Here is an 18,947-nt window from a genome sequence, read left to right as displayed (position 1 = left end):
ATCACTTAGACTACCACACAAATAAAAAGCTAATTAATACTCGTTAAGTCAGTTTCTCTATTCGTTATCATCAGGAAATACCACCCCTGTTTGCAAACGGATCTGTGTAATAATTTTAGCGGTTGAAAGAGCTCGCTGTTTTGCCTCAGGCGAAATTCCCCCCGCCTGTATGGCTTGAGCAAATGCCTGTGCTTCGTAGTACATAGGGTTATCGTTTTGTTGTACACCAATAGAAATAGGCAACTGACCACCTTGATACAATTCAACCTTTTGACACAGGGCTATCATGTCAATTTGCAGTGCAGCATCTTCCCCTTGTATCTCACTAGGAAGGTACGAATCGTTCACCTTTGAATGCATAATAACAGCATCAAACCCCTCATAATTGAGGATTACGCTCCCATGGCCGTCAACCCCAGACGTTAACAAAGTTGCACTTGCTTGAATTGATTGCGGCTCCCCAAACAGATCAATACAAGCTGCTATACAATAAAACCCAATATCCATAATTGAACCATTTGAAAAATTAGGATTAAAAGTATTGGGGTTATCACCATCAAGAAATTTTTGGTACCGCGAAGAATACTGACAATACTGCATAAAGACTTTACGTAGCGTACCCAGTTGAGCCATTTTTTGCCGAACAATAGTAAAATTAGGTAAATATGCCGACATATACGCTTCAAACAGCACAACTTTGTTCCGTTCCGCCACTGCATACATCTGCTTGGCTAGCCGATAATTTGATGCCATAGGCTTTTCAACAATGACGTGTTTACCCTGCTCCATCATCTGTATTGCTTGGGGGGCGTGTAGCGAATTGGGACTTGCAATATAAACAGCGTCTACGTCACTGTTCGCCAAATCCTCTAGTGAATCAAAGTAATATGGCGCGTCATATTTTGCTGCGAATTCTCGTGCTTTTTCGAGTTCTCTTGAATAAATAGCATGCACCCAAAAAGAGTGACTCTCTTGAGTTGCTTTAATAAAACGTTCAGTAATCCAGTTACTGCCTATGACACCAAGCTTCAACATACTCACTCTACCTTGACCATTATCGTGTATTTTTCACTCATTAACGCTTCAATATATCACGCTTAATAGTGAGGTTTTTATGCATTTCAAACTACTTAGTCTTATGAATTAAAGTCATTTTTGTTCGAAAAGAATTATTTTATTGTTAAAAATAATTCTTTTGCGCTAAAACCTTGTTCTAAGACAATTCTAAACCGTGAATTTGCCCTGTTTCGGTGTTAGAATCCGACACCAGAAAGAAACTTTATTACAAAATTATTATCAACAATCACAGAGCAAATATTGCTGAATTCGTGATCTAACGATAAATATGGCGAAAAACAATACAAAAGTCGGTCTAAAAACGGTTGATTTTGTGTGATAAGCCATCAAGGCCACCTATAATTACTTTCGAGTCATCATTCATGACGACTCCGTAGAATTTTGTAATTTAATTACAAATGAAGTAATATAGCCGCCAGTACCCTATTTAAACTTATGTAATACTTACCGGAGAGTATTTTCCATGAAAAAGACCAAAATCGTATGTACGATTGGCCCTAAAACTGAATCTGTAGAGAAGTTAACTGAACTAGTAAATGCAGGCATGAACGTAATGCGCCTGAACTTCTCTCACGGTAACTTTGAAGAGCACGCTGGCCGTATCACAAACTTCCGTGAAGTTATGGCTAAAGTTGGTAAACAACTGGCTATCCTTCTAGACACTAAAGGTCCAGAAATCCGTACAATCAAACTAGAAGGCGGCAATGACGTTAATCTAGTAGCTGGTCAAGAATTCACTTTCACTACAGACGCTTCTGTAGTGGGTAACAAAGACATCGTTGCTGTAACTTACCTTGGTTTCGCAAACGACCTATCTGCTGGTAACACTATCCTAGTAGACGACGGTCTAATCGAAATGGAAGTTGTTTCTACTACTGCAACTGAAGTTAAGTGTAAAGTTCTTAACAACGGTGCACTAGGCGAAAACAAAGGTGTTAACCTTCCTGGCGTTTCTGTTCAACTTCCTGCTCTTTCTGAGAAAGACAAAGCTGACCTTAAATTTGGTTGTGAGCAAGGCGTTGATTTCGTTGCTGCTTCTTTCATCCGTAAAGAAGAAGACGTTAAAGAAATCCGTGAGCTTCTAAATGCTAACGGTGGCGAAAACATCCACATCATTTCTAAAATCGAAAGCCAAGAAGGTGTTGATAACTTCGATGCAATTCTTGAAGCTTCTGACGGCATCATGGTTGCTCGTGGTGACCTAGGTGTTGAAATCCCACCTGAAGAAGTTATTTTCGCTCAGAAAATGATGATTGAGAAATGTAACCGCGCTCGTAAAGTTGTTATCACTGCAACTCAAATGCTTGATTCTATGATTCAAAACCCACGTCCAACTCGCGCAGAAGCGGGTGACGTTGCTAACGCAATCATGGATGGTACTGATGCAGTAATGCTTTCTGGTGAAACTGCTAAAGGTAAGTACCCAGTTGAAGCTGTTACTATCATGGCTCAAATCGCTAACCGTACTGACGGCGCGCTTAAAGCTGAACTAGGTTCTCGTCTAGACAGCCCACGTCTACGCATCACTGAAGCAGTATGTAAAGGCGCAGTAGACACAGCTGAGAAACTAGCAGCTCCTCTAATCATCGTTGCTACTGAAGGCGGCAAGTCTGCACGTTCTGTACGTAAATACTTCCCAACAGCAAGCATCGTTGCTCTAACTACTAACCCTAAGACTGCTGCACAGCTAGTTCTTACTAAGGGTGTTCGTCCAGTTCTTGTTGAATCTATCAACAGCACTGATGAGTTCTACAAAAACGGTAAAGAATATGTTCTTGAAGCTGGTTTTGGTAAGAAAGGCGACATCGTAGTTATGGTTTCTGGCGCGCTAGTTGCTTCAGGTACTACTAACACTGCATCTGTACACGTACTGTAATTTACAGCGACCTAACAGATACAAAAAAGAGAGCCTTTGGGCTCTCTTTTTTTATGTCTTTTTTATATCTTTTTTAAAAGATATATTTTGCTAGAAAGAAAATAGCTCACGACGATGAGTGTTCATTAACAGAACTAACGGAAGGAAATAAACGGCATTAAATACCATTGCCATTCCCAGCAATCCACCTACAACCAATCTTACAAATGCAGTTCGTAACATACAGTGCCTCTATGATGATCACAAAGTTAGGCAATCCCTATCTGACTCAGCGATAACGTGTCTAAAAACTCACTGCAACCAGTGTATCGTTCAAAAAAGCACCACGCAATCATATTGCGATCCACATTTACGTTTGCTAAACATTCCAACATAAAAAAGCCACCTCAATAATAGAGATGGCTCGATAGAAAGGCTTAACTTTCAAAAGAATATGTGGTGTTTGTTCACTTATTCTTTTGAGTCGACGCAGTATTGGTAACTAAGCTTTCAACGCTCGTTCGCCACGAGCCAGTCCAACCACACCACTTCTCGCCACTTCAATCACATCGGTGATTTCAGAAATAGCTTTAATAAAAGCGTCCAGTTTTTCGCTTGTGCCTGCCAGTTGCACCGTATATTGAGAGGCAGTGACATCCACAATCTGGCCACGGAAAATATCAGCGGTACGTTTTACTTCAGCGCGAGCAAAACCAGAGGCTTTAAGTTTGACCATCATCAGTTCACGCTCAATGTAGTCCGACTCTGTCACTTCCTGAACTTTAAGTACATCGATCAATTTGTGTAGCTGCTTCTGAATTTGTTCTAGTTGCAGTTCATCAGTTTCGGTGGTGATGTTCAAACGAGATAAGGTTTCATCGTCTGTCGGTGAAACGGTTAGCGATTCAATGTTGTAACCACGCTGAGAAAATAATCCAACCACTCGCGACAAGGAGCCCGGTTGGTTTTCCATTAATAGGGAAATAATGTGTCTCATATTATGTTCTCTCCGTCTTACTTAGCCACATACTATCCATGCCATCGCCTTTCACTTGCATTGGATAAACATGCTCTGTTTCATCAACACTAATATCTACAAATACCAAACGATCTTTCATATCGAGCGCTTTTTGCAGCCCTGACTCCAACTCATCAGGAGAGGAAATGCGCATACCAACATGCCCATAGGCTTCTGCAATGGCGGCGAAATCAGGTACCGAAGACATATAAGAATTGGAGTGGCGTCCTTCATAGATAATATCTTGCCACTGCTTAACCATGCCTAAGAAGCGATTATTTAGGTTGATAATTTTCACTGGAATGCCGTATTGCAACGCCGTCGACAGCTCTTGAATATTCATTTGAATACTGCCGTCACCGGTTACCACTACCACCTCTTCTTCTGGATGAGCAAACTTCACGCCCATACCAGCTGGCAAACCAAAGCCCATAGTGCCAAGACCACCGGAGTTAATCCAACGACGAGACTGTTTAAATGGGTAGTATAAGGCCGCAAACATCTGATGTTGGCCCACATCGGAAGCCACATAGGCATCGCCATTGGTCAGCTTGTGTAAGGTCTCTATCACCTGCTGAGGCTTGATTTTATCGGCGGACTTTTCATAGGCTAGACAATCGCGCTCACGCCAGGTTTGAATCTCATTCCACCAAAGCTGCAGTGCTTGTTGATCGTTACTTGCATCTTGGTTTTCTAACAATGACACCATGCATTCCAGCACTTTATCGGCAGAACCGACAATCGGCAGATCCGCGCGCACATTTTTCGATACTGAGGATGGGTCGATATCAATATGAATAACTTTTGCATCTGGACAGTATTTTTCTAAATTGTTGGTGGTGCGGTCGTCGAATCGAACCCCAACACCAAAAATAAGGTCGGCATTATGCATCGCCATATTGGCTTCATAAGTGCCATGCATGCCCAGCATGCCTAGCGAGTTAGCATGCATTCCAGGAAAAGCGCCTAAGCCCATCAATGTGCTGACTACTGGCAGTCGTAGCTTCTCAGCGAGGCTAAGCAGATATTGATCTGATTCAGAAATAACCGCGCCACCACCAACGTACAATACGGGTTTTTTCGCTTCGAGAAGGGCTTTTAACGCCTTCTTAATTTGCCCTTTATGCCCAGCTGTTGTTGGGTTGTAAGAGCGCATTTTAATGCTGTCTGGATATTGGAAAGGGAGCTTAATTTGCGGATTCATGATGTCTTTAGGGACATCAATCACTACTGGACCAGGTCGACCTGTTGAGGCGATAAAAAAGGCTTTTTTGACGGTCTCTGCGATATCTTCAGCACGTTTAACTAAAAAGCTATGCTTCACTATTGGTCTTGAAACACCGACGATATCGCACTCCTGAAAGGCATCATTACCAATTAAGTTATTTGGCACGTTGCCAGAGATAACAATCATTGGAATGGAGTCCATGTAGGCGGTTGCGATGCCGGTGACGGTATTGGTTGCGCCAGGGCCTGAACAGACCAGCACTACGCCGGGTTTACCCGTAGATCTGGCATAGCCATCAGCCATATGGGTTGCGGCTTGCTCATGACGAACTAAAACGTGCTTAATTTGGTCGGTTTTTGCATGCAGGGCATCATAAATATCGAGAACTGAGCCTCCTGGGTAACCAAAAATCTGCTCAACTTCTTCTTCAATCAATGACTGGACGATGATTTCTGCGCCAGATAACATTTCCATTAACTCTCTCCTTACCATTGACGAATAAACTTGGGTTATCTATTCGTTGGGTTTACATAGTTAGGGCTTATTCGTAGCCTAAAGTCTATTATTCCTTGTCAAAACGGCTTGTTTTTCGCCTCAACAATAACTGACTATGTTCCTACCTCCGCCATAGCAAATGTAGGGTTACCTTTCCACCATACAGTTTTTATCCCGCCTCTGTCTACGCTAAAAAACACATTTCATTAACAGAAATATTTAAAGACTCATCACCCATGATTAACCGCTTCTAACTCATTGTTTTTCATAGACCCAAATAAAAATCCCCGCGAGCTTATCAAAGCTGCGGGGATCATTTTTATTTAAGTTAACTCACTACTTTTTCGGCTTTGCCTTAGCTTTGCCTTTTTCATGGTACATTTCTTCAATTTCGTCTTGATAACGATCATTGATGACTTTACGACGTAGCTTTTGAGTTGGCGTTAGTTCGCCTTTTTCCATAGAGAAGGCTTTAGGCAGTAATTTAAACTTCTTAACCTGTTCAAACTTCGCTAAGTTCTTTTGTAACTCAGTGACTCGTTCTTCTAGCATTTCAACAACTTGGCTGTGTTTTAATAATTCCACTTTGTCGTGATACTTGATGTTCAATTCTTTGGCGTACACTTCTAAGGCTTCATAGCTAGGTACGATTAGCGCCGAAACAAACTTACGAGTGTCTGCAATAACGGCAATTTGCTCGATAAAGTGATCTTTACCTATGGTGCCTTCTACTACCTGTGGCGCAATATATTTACCACCAGAGGTTTTCATCAACTCTTTGATGCGATCAGTGATAAACAAATTACCATTCTCATCAAAATGCCCGGCATCACCAGTCTTCAAGAAGCCATTTTCATCAAACGTTTTAGCAGTTTCTTCCGGTAACTTGTAATAACCACGCATTACCATAGGACCGCGAACTAAAATCTCGTTATTTTCACCAATCTTAACCTGAGCCCCCGGCATAGAGGTACCGATTGAATCAGGATCAAATTTCGGATCATCCCAGCATGATACTGTAGCCGTCGTTTCAGTCATACCATAACCTAGCTTCACGTTAAGACCTAGGGCATGGAAAAAGCGACCTATTGTCTCATCAAGCTTAGCGCCGCCACATGGCATCATGGTGATATTACCGCCCAATAAAGCACGTAATTTGCTTAGCACAAGCTTGTCAGCTAAGGCATGGCTGCGTTTTAATAAATAGGATGGTTTACGCTGTTCTTGCTTACATAGAGCAATTCTTGCTCCCGTATTAACCGCCCAAGTGAACATGGCTTTTTTAGCGAAGGAAGAGTGCGATACTTTTTCATGAATCGCCGAGAAAATTTTCTCATAGAAGCGCGGCACCGCACACATTACGGTTGGCTTCACTTCACCCAACGCATCACGTACTTGCATCGTATCCACAAGATAAGCATTAGTCGCACCGGTAAACAGCACAAACATAGTCCATGCACGTTCGAACACGTGTGACAGTGGCAAGAAACATAAAGATACATCGTCTTTACTTAGGTTTAGGCGAGCTACGTGCCCTTCTAACTGCGATGCAAAGTTAGCGTAATCTAGCATTACCCCTTTTGGCTGGCCTGTGGTGCCAGAGGTATAAATTAATGTCACTAGATCGTCTAAGTTGGCATCTTGTATGCGCTTCTCAAATTCTTCTTTTACTTCTGCTGTGTGCTCTTGTGTTTTAACAAAATCATCCCAAGACTGGCTGAAGTTGTTTTCAGAAAGTGAAATACTGTCACACATAGCAACGATCAATTCTAGTTGTTCGCACTGATCGAAGATTGAAACGGCTATGTCATATTGCTCTTGTTCACCTACGAACAAAACCTTTACGTCTGCATTTTGCAGAACATAAGCAGACTGCTCTGCAGTATTAGTTGGATAGATAGGAACGGTGACTATGCGTGCTTGTAGCGCACCAATATCTGCCATTGTCCATTTCGGCATATTATTCGAATAAATACCCACTTTATCCTGAACACTCAATCCTTGAGTCAAAAGCGCCATCGAAACAGCATCCATCTGCTGCCCAAACTGTGACCAAGAAATCCCCTGCCAAGCACCATGAATTTTGTGCTTAAGTGCAATGCGACTTCCTCCGTCTACAACTTGCTGACGAACTTTTTTAACAATGTGAAACTCTGAACTGGCCATATACCTCTACCTTTTGGCTTACACCTGTAAGCTGAGTTAGCCAGATAGTTTACAGTCGAGTAAAAAAAAGGCAATTACACTCGCGTTTTCTTGCTTCAAAATTGGACATGAATCTTGTTTTTGAACACTGGTAAGAGCAGTATCAGTGCAATATTGCTCATAAAAAAAGCATCGATAACGTTCGCTATCGATGCTTCATGAATTTTTACTGGATACTTCTAATTACCCTTTAGCAACCACTTCACCACACACGGCCATTAATTGGTCTCTCATCCAGATATGAGCGGCATCATTTTGTCGAGATTCATGCCAAGTTAGATAGGCTCTAATCTGAGTCTGCTCACCCGGAAACGGCATAGCGTGTAGCTCTAAACTGGTTGGGAAAAACTCTTTAACCCAACGCGGAACAACACACAATAATTCAGACTGCGCGGCTACCGCAATTAAGTTGCCAAGCGTTGCGCCACGGTATGAAGATTGAACTTGTAAATCTTTATATACGATATGGTTTAAATCCATCACATCACTGGTTGGCGATAAACTGGCATGCTGTTCGTGCAGCAGTTGCTCCATTGATATTTTGCTCGATTGACCAAGACGAGGATGGTCTTTGGCACAAATCACCACCAACTCATCACTAAAGATCTCTGTGCTTACAAAGTCAGCATTGTCAAAATAAGTGTAGCCAATGATGTAGTCGATCTCTTGCTGAATGAGTCGTTCTTGTAGAGATGTGCCACCCAAAGAATCTAAGTTCAATTTAACGCTAGGTGCTTTCTTAGCTGTGTTCTTGATCAATTCAGGAGCAAAACGAACATCGTTTGGCGTACCGATAGCAATCGAGAATATGCGGCTAGAAGTCGCCGGATCAAACGATGTTCCGGGCAGTTCATTTCTCACCAATTGCAAAGCTTGACGCACTGGTGTGGATAATTGACGAGCACGTAATGTAGGAGAAATGCCTCGTCCTTTACGCATGAACAAATCATCTTTAAACATCACCTTCAAACGAGCAACGGCGTTGCTCACTGCAGGTTGAGACATATTCAAGTTTTTTGCTGCACGAGTAATATTCTGTTCTTGCATAACAGCATCAAATACGATGAGTAAATTTAGATCAACACCACGTAAAGTGGCATTTTTTGGGTCTACTGTTTGTTGCCAATCATGTGCACTGCTACTCGCCAACATCCGCTCTTCTCTCTATTATTGTTGTAATGGGTAAGCCGTTAAATCAGCAAACCATTAATAGGATGAATATTCATTGAAACTAATATGTTTCATATCATCACTATAGAACAAGCAAATTGATAAAGAATGAGTAGATTTTAGTTATAGAGATATATTACCACTATAAAACAGCAACTTACTGATAATATAAAAAAACAAAAAACACTGTTTTTGATAAAAAATACGTATGATTTGTACGACAAATACATAATTTAATCATATAGATCGAAGTGGTGACGCATGGCCAAATCATTGACCCAACTAATTATACGCCACCCATTCGTCTAATTATCAATCTAGCAGATGGGTAATATGGCTAGGGAAACTCACTTGCTTCCAGAGGTTCTCACTCAACTGAGCTTGTTGATCCCAGTTACCTTCAAGTACCCAATCAGAGATAGCCCCAGCCACATCCGGATAATGAATAGGATCTGGCTTCTCTTCCTCTAACCACTTACGGATAATACTCGGCTCCAACACCAACATAGCGCTTCCCAGACCAAGATACTCTAGAGTGGCCACATTACTTTGCTGTTCAAATTGCCCACTCAATGGTTTGAGCAGCAGTTTTTTACCCAGAGAAAGCGCCTCAGATGGCAATTCAAATCCACCGTTAGCAATAACGCCCTGACAAAGCACCAGATCTTGTTGAAAATTGGTAAAGGACAGAGGACGAAATTGCACGTTATCCAAGTCGTACACTTCTTTAATATCAGGGTGATAGCAACAGAATGTGTAATCAGATAAGCGCTGCAGCAACTCAGCCACTTGCTTTAAATCTTCAAAAGGAAGATAGACTAATATGAAGTCCTCTCCTGCACTTCTAGATTCAACACCATTATGAGCCCCGCCACTGTGTACGATAGGCGGTAGAATAGGTTGGTCGAAATGATACCAGTGCAATCCCAGTTGAAAATCCGAAGGCGCAAAGTGATGGATAATGGTTTTATCCATCAAGCCATAGCCTTTTTTAGGCACTTGATAGCGAAACGCATTTTGGTGGCTAATGCCAATACACGGCACTTTATGCCTTTTGGCTGCCCATGCACTTATTGGTTCAAAATCATTTAAGACTAAATCGTAGCTCTTAACATCTAATGTATTAATGTCCTGCAGCAGCTCAACTAAGTTATTGTTGGTGGCGGTTTTTAGGTAATCCACCTTGCCACTGTTGGAATTAAAGGTCAGCCCAGAAAAGGCGCGATAACCATTAAATGCTTCCATCGAGAAGTATTTCTCTTTTTCTCTCCCAGAAAAGACGAAATCAACTTGGATACCATCACGGTTTTTGAATGCTTCAGCCATCGCGCGTGCACGCGCAATATGACCATTTCCTGTACCTTGTACACCGTATAATATTTTCATGTTACGCCCCTATGATCGCCATAGCAGTAAAAGCACTAGCCGCTCCAAGCGCCACTCCCGCAACAATGTCGCTAAAGAAGTGCACACCAAGAAGAATTCTAGATAACGCAATAAGACCTGCCCAAACTACAGCGATAATCGCTAACGTCGGGAAAAATAGAGAAATATTAATTGCCATGATAGTGGCAGCAGCAGTATGCCCAGACGGCAAACTGTACTTATCTGAAGGTTCTATATAGTTAATGAATCGTGGTGATAATTCATGAGGACGACGACGACGAAAGCCATTTTTCACTAGCCAGTAAATCGGTAATTCAATGGCAAATGCTAATAGCCCGCAAGCTAAAAATAGACTTCCCGTCGCTGAATCGACAACGTAAGCAATTAAAGCCAAGAATACATAAAGATGACCATCACCAGAGTGCGATACAGCTCTACTAATTTGGCTAACTCGATCCGCATATTTGTGTTCCATACAAAATAGCGAAAACGTCAGGTCGAAACGAACAATAGGGTTAATGTGCTGTACATCTTGACGGTTAAAATCAAAGATACTCATATCACTGCCTTACTCCCTTAATTTAGTTAACACCTAAACTAAGGAAGTTAAATGACAGAAAAGTGACGTTTTGTTTGCTTTGAAATTACATTTTCAGTGGTTTTTTCTTACCCGATGTAAACCACTGATTTATAGTCAAATATCAATTGCTTCATGCTTTTTAATTTTGCCAAAATCAGCCAAAATTGTGTAAGCACAAGGAACCATAAACAGCACCAATATCGTGGAAGTGAAAATACCAAATACAATCGAAATAACTAATGGCTGAATAACCTGAGCTTGCAGGCTGGTTTCCAATAATAGCGGTAGCAAACCCGCTGCTGTGGTCATCGAAGTAATAAACACGGCGCGAAAACGCTCACGACTCGCTTTTACTACCGCATCTCGAACCTCATCACCTTCATCAATATGGAAGCGTATATATTGCACTAACAAGATTGAGTCATTGACCACGATACCGGCTAAAGAAACAAAGCCCATAATGCTTGGCATACTCATATTATGCCCAAGTAAGAAGTGCCCCCAGATAACGCCAATCAATGCCAATGGTATCGCTAGCATCACCACGAAAGGTTCTAAGTAGCTACGGAATTGGTAACTGAGGATGGCAAACACGCCAAATAAACCGACTAAGAATCCTTTACCCATAGAAGAGCTGGTCTTGTCGGTATCTTTCGATTCACCGTCAAAGTCCACTCGAATACCGGGGTATTCTTTTTGCAGTTTAGGCAGCTCTTGAGTTTTAAAAGTGCTGATGATCTCCCCAGAACTGGCTTTTGAGGTATCTAAATCGCTAAAGACCGCCACCGTTCTCATGCCGTTAATACGTTGAATACGCACGTAACTGCGCTGAAAATCAAAACTTGCAATAGTCCCCAGCGGGATCTGCGCGCCACTTGGCATGATGATTGGGAAGTTTTCTAGATGCTCTAGATTACCCGCTTCATCTTTATCTAGGCGCACTTCAATCTTGATATTTTCTACGCCAACTTGTATCTCATCAGCAGTTTGACCATAAAAAGCGCCGCGCAATTGGCTGGCAATCATTTGCCCATTTACACCATAGCTTTCAGCGCCGGGACGCAGTTTTACTAGCACCTCTTCCTTACCCATACGCATGTCATCAAGCACGCCGTGCACACCATCAAACTCATTCAAGTATGACTGCACTTCGTTAGAGGCCGCTTTCAATGACTCTAAGTTGTCATGCTGCAAACGAATCTCGATAGCGCGTCCACCCGGCCCCATAGTAGGCTGTTTGTAGACTAGAGATATTGGTGTGGCTAATTCGCCCACATCACTGCGCCACGCATCAATAAACTCGTCTAATACCGTGTTTCGCTCTTCTGCGCCTAATAAATCTAAACGTACGGTCGCAATATGTGGCCCTGATTCATCCGCATCGGCATTGGTGTTATAGCTAGTGGTGATATGTTGAATGAGCGGTACGCCATTTTCTACTTTTTCAGTCCACTCTTTGTCCAGTTTTTGCGCAGAATTAACCAAACGATCGACGACGATTTCGGTCTGACTTAATGTCGAACCCGGCGGCAAAATAATACGTGCTTCGGCGATATCCCCATCTAAATCTGGGAAAGGTACAAATTTCAAAAAGCCGCCTGCGAGCAAAGAAACCGAAATAAGTAGCGCCGCTACAACCGAGCCCATAAACAGGTAGCGATATTCCACCACTTTATCTACAGCGCGTACCAATGTGCCATTGCGAAACTCATCAAACTTTCTTAAAAAGGCGGTTTTAAAACGTAGATCAGGACGCTCCTTTTTCGCACTGTGTAGTGAATGAGCTAAGTGATGAGGCAATATCAAGAAAGCTTCAATTAAGCTTAGAGTCAGTACCAGAATTAAGACTTGCGGAACAGCCTTTAGTACTGCCCCCATCTCGCCATCCAAAAAGAGCAAACTACCAAAAATACAAACCGTAGTTAGGAATGAAGAAACCACTCCCGGCAGCACTTTTTTAACCCCTAAGTGCACCGCATCATCGATGCTTTCTCCCCGATCCAAATGGGCGGCAATCGACTCGGCAATCACTATCGCATCATCCATCATGATACCGATGGCCATCAATAACCCAACCAAAGACATGATGTTTATGGATAGACCTAGATTGGCCATCATAAACAACCCACCTAAAAAGGCGACGGGCAAGCCTGCTGCAACCCAGAAAGAGTAACGTAAACTAAAAAATAGCCACATAGTGACAAAGACCAGCGCAATACCTTGCCAGCCATTACGCACCATCATGGTTAATCTGTCCCACAATACCGATGACAGATCATTGGTCATGCTAATCGTTACGCCTTGCGGTGCAACAGCCCGCTGCGCCTCAACAAAGCGCACTACATCATCTTTGATTCTTAGCGCATCATCTTCTTTGTTCTTGCTGACTTTTAAAATGGCCGATGGTTTGCCATCAAACAGCACTTTTTGCTCATCTAACTCAAAGCGATCGGTAATTTTAGCAATATCACGCAATCGTACCGCCGCACCATTTGGACCTGAACCCACCACAATATTTTGCAATTGCTCTGGCGTTACCTGCCTTTCATCAAAACGAATCAGAAAATTCTTTTGCGGCGTTTCTATATTACCGCTCGGTAATTTTACGTTCTGCTTACCAATTTGAGAGGCGATATCACTGACATTTAAACCCAACTGACGCATCGCATAAGTATTGAGTTCTACCCGATATTCGTGATCAGAAAAACCCGATACATCTACCAATGAAACGCCATAATCAAGTTTCATGATCCGCTTTAGCTTCTCAGCATACGCTTTAAGATCAGGCCAATTCATATCGGCTGTGATAGCGACATCAACCACAGGTTCATTCCAGTCAAGCTCACGCACGACTGGAGATTCAATTTCATCCGGGAAGTCATTGATGGCGTTAATCTGTGTCTGTACATCCACCAGCATACGCCCGATATCAGCAGAGCCATTAAGCTTTAAGACTAAGCTGGCACTGCCTTCTAAAGCGTCACAGGTCGTCTCTTCAATATTAGATAAACCATCGACAGCATCTTCCATACGCACACACAAGCTCTCTTCAACCTCTAAAGGTGAAGCGCCCGGATAGGCAATTGAAGCAATGATATAAGGTGGTGAAAATTCAGGAAACGTTTCACGCTTAATGGTAGGTAGTGATAGCACACCCACTAAAAAAATCAGTAGCATCAATAGATTGGCAGCCGTCGGATGCCTTGCGAAAAATCGGATCACGCCGCATCCTCCACAGGCTTAGACTCATCAGCCGCTTTCTCTAACTTAAGCTGCATTCCAGAAAGTGCCGGTAATAGATCATTTAAAATTAAGCGATCTTCTGCTTTAAAATCACCGCTAACGATCACTTTCTGATCACGGCGATATTGCACCGAAACGGGTAGGATTTTCAGTTTGCCATCTTCAAACAGATACACTTTATTGCCATGCAATGCCATTTCAGGGATAACCCATTGCGGTGATTGCACACCTTCTATTTTAGCGCGCAACAACATGCCACTGATCATGGATGCTGTTGGCGTAGGCATACCTTTAACACCTTGTTGGATCTCCAAGATCACACCAATGGTGGCGTGAGTAGGATCAACGGAGTCGCTAACTCTAGTCACTTTCGCCGGCCAAACTGCGGTATAACTTCCACTAGAAACACTCACTGAGGCTTGTAAGCGAGATAAATCAGGGAAGCGTGCATCGGTACCTGGTTTACTCACTAAGCTCTGCGTCAATAACTGCATATCATGAATCGACACTTGCGCTTCGACTTCCATAACATCTAACCCTTGAGCGGTCAGCATATTTTGTTGCAAGTTAACCACTTGGTTAAGCTCAATATCAACCGAGGAGATACGTAAATCGCGAGGCAGAACAATACTGGTTTTTGCAAGAGCGCGTTCGGCTTCTTTAACTTTAGCTTTGTTCACCTCAACCAAGGCTTGTGCAACTTTTCTTTCATCTGGATAAAGCGTGACTTTGTTTTCACTATCTTGCACCAGTTTGCGCTGCGCAAGATACGCTTGTTGCTGAGTATCCACATCAGATTGCGAGGCTACTTTTTTGTTTCTCAAATCTTGCAGACGTTTTAACTCTGTTTCTGATAACTGAAGGCGGTTCTTTTCTATCGCTAAGCTACTTTTATTGTTGTTAAACTCTATAGCTAATTTCTTAAGCTGGGTTTCACTAGAACTCAAATCGGCTTTGGCTTGCACTAGCTTCAATTCATAATCGAGCGGATCGATTCGCAACACTTCAGTCCCCGCTTTAAGCACTCGACCACGCTCAAGATTGGGATTGCGATAAACCACTTTTCCTGACACTTCAGCAATCGCAGTCCACTCAAACTTGGCAGAAGCTTGCCCAAAACCAATGGCTTCTGGGGCGATATGAGTCAATTTCATCGCCATTACTTTTACCGGCTTTGCCCTATCTCCGGCAGGCTTAGTCGGTACTTTCGGACGGGTTTCTATAGCCACGATTAAAATAATAATTCCAACAATAACAGCGGGAAAGAACAGTAGCTTGCGATTAAATTTCATGAATTCGAATCCTAGTTTCTAGCCAATTTGCTTCATCATTTAAAATGAGAGAACACTGAGGTTACGCAGAAGCAATACTCTATAGACGCAGAGATGCTTTAATTAATTGAGGTCGTGACTAAAGTAATGATATTGCCAGCAATAATATCGAAACATTGCCGAGTTTACCCATGCTTTTTAGTGAATTCAGAGAAGTCGCTTTATTTGATGCATATTAAAGGAAAATTTCCTCTGTATGCCAATGCGTCACATGCGCGCATATCGAGTATGGCGAATACAGCAGCGTAAATATACATAAAACAAATGCAAGCCACGCCAACCAATAAGTTTAATTTATTCAATGACTTGCACCAAAATCATAATAATACAGTTTCATTTTCGCCATCTCTATTGAATGTTTTTTCAACTTTCCTCTTGACGATTGTAGTCAAATCGCGGTATTAATTTGTTAACTTCATTGATGGATTGTTTTTTAAAATGAAATTCGTTGTTTCAACTTCACTACTGCTCCTCCTGATCGTGACATAAACACGCGGGTTGCTAGTGGGCGAAAAACACCACCAAGATGAACAGAAACCCGCAACTTAGATGCGGGTTTTTTTGTATATAAATTTAACGATAACGCTGGAAAAGGAAGCCAATATGAGCGATCAAGTCATTATCTTTGACACCACACTACGAGATGGTGAACAGGCACTTTCTGCAAGCCTAACAGTTAAGGAAAAATTGCAGATTGCCTACGCGCTAGAACGATTGGGCGTAGACGTTATTGAAGCTGGCTTTCCTATTTCTTCGCCAGGTGATTTTGAATCGGTACAAACCATTGCCAAACACATCAAGAACAGCCGCATTTGCGCCCTATCTCGCGCAGTGGCAAAAGATATCGATGCAGCGGCAGAAGCGTTAAAGGTGGCTGACCAGTTCCGAATTCACACCTTTATCTCAACATCGACCGTGCACGTGCAAGACAAACTTCGCCGTAGCTACGACGATGTGATTGAGATGGGTGTCAATGCCGTTAAACACGCCAGAAAATACACAGACGATGTAGAGTTTTCTTGTGAAGATGCCGGTCGTACGCCAATCGATAATCTATGTCGCATGGTTGAAGCGGCGATTAATGCTGGCGCGAATACCATCAACATTCCCGATACCGTTGGCTACACAGTACCAAACGAATTTGGCAGTATTATCGAAACCCTATTTAACCGCGTGCCGAACATAGATAAAGCCATTATCTCTGTCCATTGTCATGATGACTTGGGTATGTCAGTGGCCAACTCAATTGCCGCTGTACAAGCTGGTGCTCGTCAAGTGGAAGGGACGATCAACGGCATCGGTGAACGTGCAGGTAACTGTTCACTAGAAGAAATCGCTATGATCATCAAAACTCGCGAATCCTTCTTGGGCGTACAGACTAATTTCAAACACGATGAGATTCATCGCACCAGCAAACTTGTTTCACAGCTTTGTAATATGCCTATTCAAGCCAATAAAGCCATTGTCGGCGCGAATGCCTTTAGTCATTCATCAGGCATTCACCAAGACGGCATGTTAAAGAACAAAAATACCTATGAGATCATGACTCCTGAATCCATAGGTCTTAAGAACCAAGCACTTAACTTAACAAGTCGCTCTGGTCGCGCAGCTGTGAAAAGCCATATGGACAGCATGGGTTACAAGGAAGAAGAATATAACCTTGATACTCTATACGCTGATTTCTTGAAGTTGGCTGATAACAAAGGACAAGTATTCGACTACGACCTAGAAGCATTGATGCACTTTGCTAATTTACGAGATGAAGATGACTACTTCAAGTTGAACTACTTGAGCGTTCAATCCGGCAGCATCATGGCAACCACCAGCATCAAATTGCTATGTGGCGATGAAGAAAAATGTGAAGCTGCGGTAGGCAATGGTCCGGTAGATGCCTTGTATCAGTGTATTTATCGCCTAACGGGTTACGAGATTGTGCTAGATAAATTCCACCTAACCGCAAAAGGCGAAGGTGAAGACGGTCTAGGTCAAGCCGATATTATCGCTAACTACAAAGGTCGCAAATATCATGGTACAGGTTTGGCAACGGATATTGTTGAAGCCTCAGGACAAGCATTGCTACACGTAATTAATAGCATCCATCGTGCTGACCAAATTGAAGAAATAAAGCAGAAGAAACACACAGCAACAGTTTAAACACTATCACCTCCTCTTATGCAGCATCTAAGAGGAGGAAACCAACATATAAATTTAAGGAAGACCATTTCATGGCAGATAAATCTTACAAGATTGCCGTACTACCAGGTGACGGTATTGGCCCAGAAGTAATGCAACAAGCTCATAAAGTATTGAATGCTATTGAAAGTAAGCATTCACTTAAATTTGAACGTGATGAATTTGACGTGGGTGGCATTGCTATCGATAACCACGGTTCACCACTACCACAATCAACATTAAACGGTTGTGAAGCTGCTGATGCTATCTTATTTGGCTCTGTGGGTGGCCCTAAATGGGAAAACCTACCACCAAACGATCAGCCTGAACGTGGTGCTCTACTTCCTTTGCGTAAGCATTTCCAACTGTTCTGTAACCTTCGTCCTGCACAAATTCATAAGGGCTTAGAAAGCTTCTCTCCACTGCGTGCTGATATCTCAGATCGTGGTTTTGATATTGTGGTGGTACGTGAACTTACTGGCGGCATCTACTTTGGTCAACCAAAGGGCCGTGAAGGTGAAGGCGCAAATGAAAAAGCGTTTGATACCGAAGTTTACCACCGCTATGAGATTGAGCGTATTGCGCGTATCGCCTTTGAATCAGCTCGTCTGCGTGACAAAAATGTCTACTCCATCGATAAAGCGAACGTTCTACAAAGCTCTATTCTTTGGCGTGAAGTGGTGGAAGAAGTGGCTCAGGAATACCCTGACGTTGAGCTTAAGCATATGTACATCGATAACGCGACTATGCAGCTTATCAAAGACCCGTCGCAATTTGACATCATGCTATGTTCAAACATCTTTGGCGATATCATCTCTGATGAATGTGCCATGATCACAGGCTCTATGGGTATGCTTCCTTCTGCAAGCTTAAACGCGAGCAACTTTGGTTTATACGAACCTGCTGGCGGCAGTGCGCCTGATATTGCTGGCAAAAACATCGCTAACCCAGTCGCACAAATTCTGTCGGCGGCACTGATGTTGCGTTACAGCCTAAGCGAAGAAGATGCGGCTAAAGATATTGAAAATGCAGTCTCGAAAGCATTAGCCGCAGGCGAGCTTACTGCCGACCTTGCCGGTGACAAACCCGCTCTAAGCACCTCTGAGATGGGTGATAAAATTGCTGAGTATGTTTTGAACTCTTAACCAATAGATGAGTTTCCTTGGCAAGTAAATTGCCAAGGAAAA

At 42.7% G+C, this 18,947-nt stretch carries 13 protein-coding genes; 3 read left to right on the top strand and 10 right to left on the bottom strand.

The window, feature by feature from the left end:
* Positions 1–57 precede the first annotated feature (57 nt).
* Complete coding sequence (locus VHA01S_RS01220; protein WP_023402530.1) at positions 58–1,035, bottom strand: Gfo/Idh/MocA family protein; 978 nt, start codon at positions 1,033–1,035, stop codon at positions 58–60.
* Positions 1,036–1,540: 505 nt separating this feature from the next.
* On the opposite strand from VHA01S_RS01220, the gene pykF reads away from it, so the two are divergent.
* Positions 1,541–2,953, top strand: a complete 1,413-nt coding sequence (gene pykF / locus VHA01S_RS01215; protein WP_023402529.1) for a pyruvate kinase PykF — start codon at positions 1,541–1,543, stop codon at positions 2,951–2,953.
* Positions 2,954–3,043: 90 nt separating this feature from the next.
* On the opposite strand, the gene VHA01S_RS18580 is transcribed toward pykF, so the two are convergent.
* The 9 genes from VHA01S_RS18580 to VHA01S_RS01175 all read right to left on the bottom strand — a co-directional run bounded on the left by VHA01S_RS18580 (position 3,044) and on the right by VHA01S_RS01175 (position 15,549).
* On the bottom strand, positions 3,044–3,175 hold the full coding sequence (locus tag VHA01S_RS18580) for a hypothetical protein (protein WP_255209298.1): 132 nt from the start codon (positions 3,173–3,175) through the stop codon (positions 3,044–3,046).
* Between the two features lie 259 nt (positions 3,176–3,434).
* On the bottom strand, positions 3,435–3,929 hold the full coding sequence (ilvN, locus tag VHA01S_RS01210) for an acetolactate synthase small subunit (RefSeq protein WP_021712448.1): 495 nt from the start codon (positions 3,927–3,929) through the stop codon (positions 3,435–3,437).
* Position 3,930: 1 nt separating this feature from the next.
* Positions 3,931–5,652: an acetolactate synthase 3 large subunit gene (locus VHA01S_RS01205; protein WP_023402528.1), complete on the bottom strand. Its 1,722-nt coding sequence runs from the start codon at positions 5,650–5,652 to the stop codon at positions 3,931–3,933.
* 357 nt (positions 5,653–6,009) lie between these two features.
* Positions 6,010–7,839, bottom strand: coding sequence for an AMP-dependent synthetase/ligase (locus tag VHA01S_RS01200; protein WP_023402527.1), 1,830 nt, complete (start codon positions 7,837–7,839; stop codon positions 6,010–6,012).
* Between the two features lie 222 nt (positions 7,840–8,061).
* Positions 8,062–9,030, bottom strand: coding sequence for a transcriptional regulator LeuO (gene leuO, locus VHA01S_RS01195; RefSeq protein WP_023402526.1), 969 nt, complete (start codon positions 9,028–9,030; stop codon positions 8,062–8,064).
* A gap of 330 nt (positions 9,031–9,360) precedes the next feature.
* A complete protein-coding gene (locus VHA01S_RS01190) occupies positions 9,361–10,434 on the bottom strand; it encodes an MJ1255/VC2487 family glycosyltransferase (RefSeq protein WP_023402525.1) in 1,074 nt (357 codons plus the stop codon).
* A 1-nt stretch (position 10,435) separates the two neighbouring features.
* A complete protein-coding gene (locus tag VHA01S_RS01185; protein WP_023402524.1) occupies positions 10,436–10,993 on the bottom strand; it encodes a phosphatase PAP2 family protein in 558 nt (185 codons plus the stop codon).
* A 135-nt stretch (positions 10,994–11,128) separates the two neighbouring features.
* Positions 11,129–14,236, bottom strand: a complete 3,108-nt coding sequence (locus VHA01S_RS01180) for an efflux RND transporter permease subunit (RefSeq protein WP_023402523.1) — start codon at positions 14,234–14,236, stop codon at positions 11,129–11,131.
* A complete protein-coding gene (locus VHA01S_RS01175) occupies positions 14,233–15,549 on the bottom strand; it encodes an efflux RND transporter periplasmic adaptor subunit (protein WP_023402522.1) in 1,317 nt (438 codons plus the stop codon). The genes VHA01S_RS01180 and VHA01S_RS01175 overlap by 4 nt, the downstream gene beginning before the upstream one ends.
* Before the next feature lie 642 nt (positions 15,550–16,191).
* On the opposite strand from VHA01S_RS01175, the gene leuA reads away from it, so the two are divergent.
* A complete protein-coding gene (leuA, locus tag VHA01S_RS01170; protein WP_023402521.1) occupies positions 16,192–17,742 on the top strand; it encodes a 2-isopropylmalate synthase in 1,551 nt (516 codons plus the stop codon).
* Between the two features lie 71 nt (positions 17,743–17,813).
* Positions 17,814–18,905, top strand: coding sequence for a 3-isopropylmalate dehydrogenase (leuB, locus tag VHA01S_RS01165; protein WP_023402520.1), 1,092 nt, complete (start codon positions 17,814–17,816; stop codon positions 18,903–18,905).
* Positions 18,906–18,947 lie beyond the last annotated feature (42 nt).

It is taken from the genome of Vibrio halioticoli NBRC 102217 (genome assembly GCF_000496695.1).
Taxonomy (GTDB): Bacteria; Pseudomonadota; Gammaproteobacteria; order Enterobacterales; family Vibrionaceae; genus Vibrio; species Vibrio halioticoli.
Note: the sequence above shows the minus strand (reverse complement) of the source record. Positions and strands in the feature narration are given on the sequence as shown.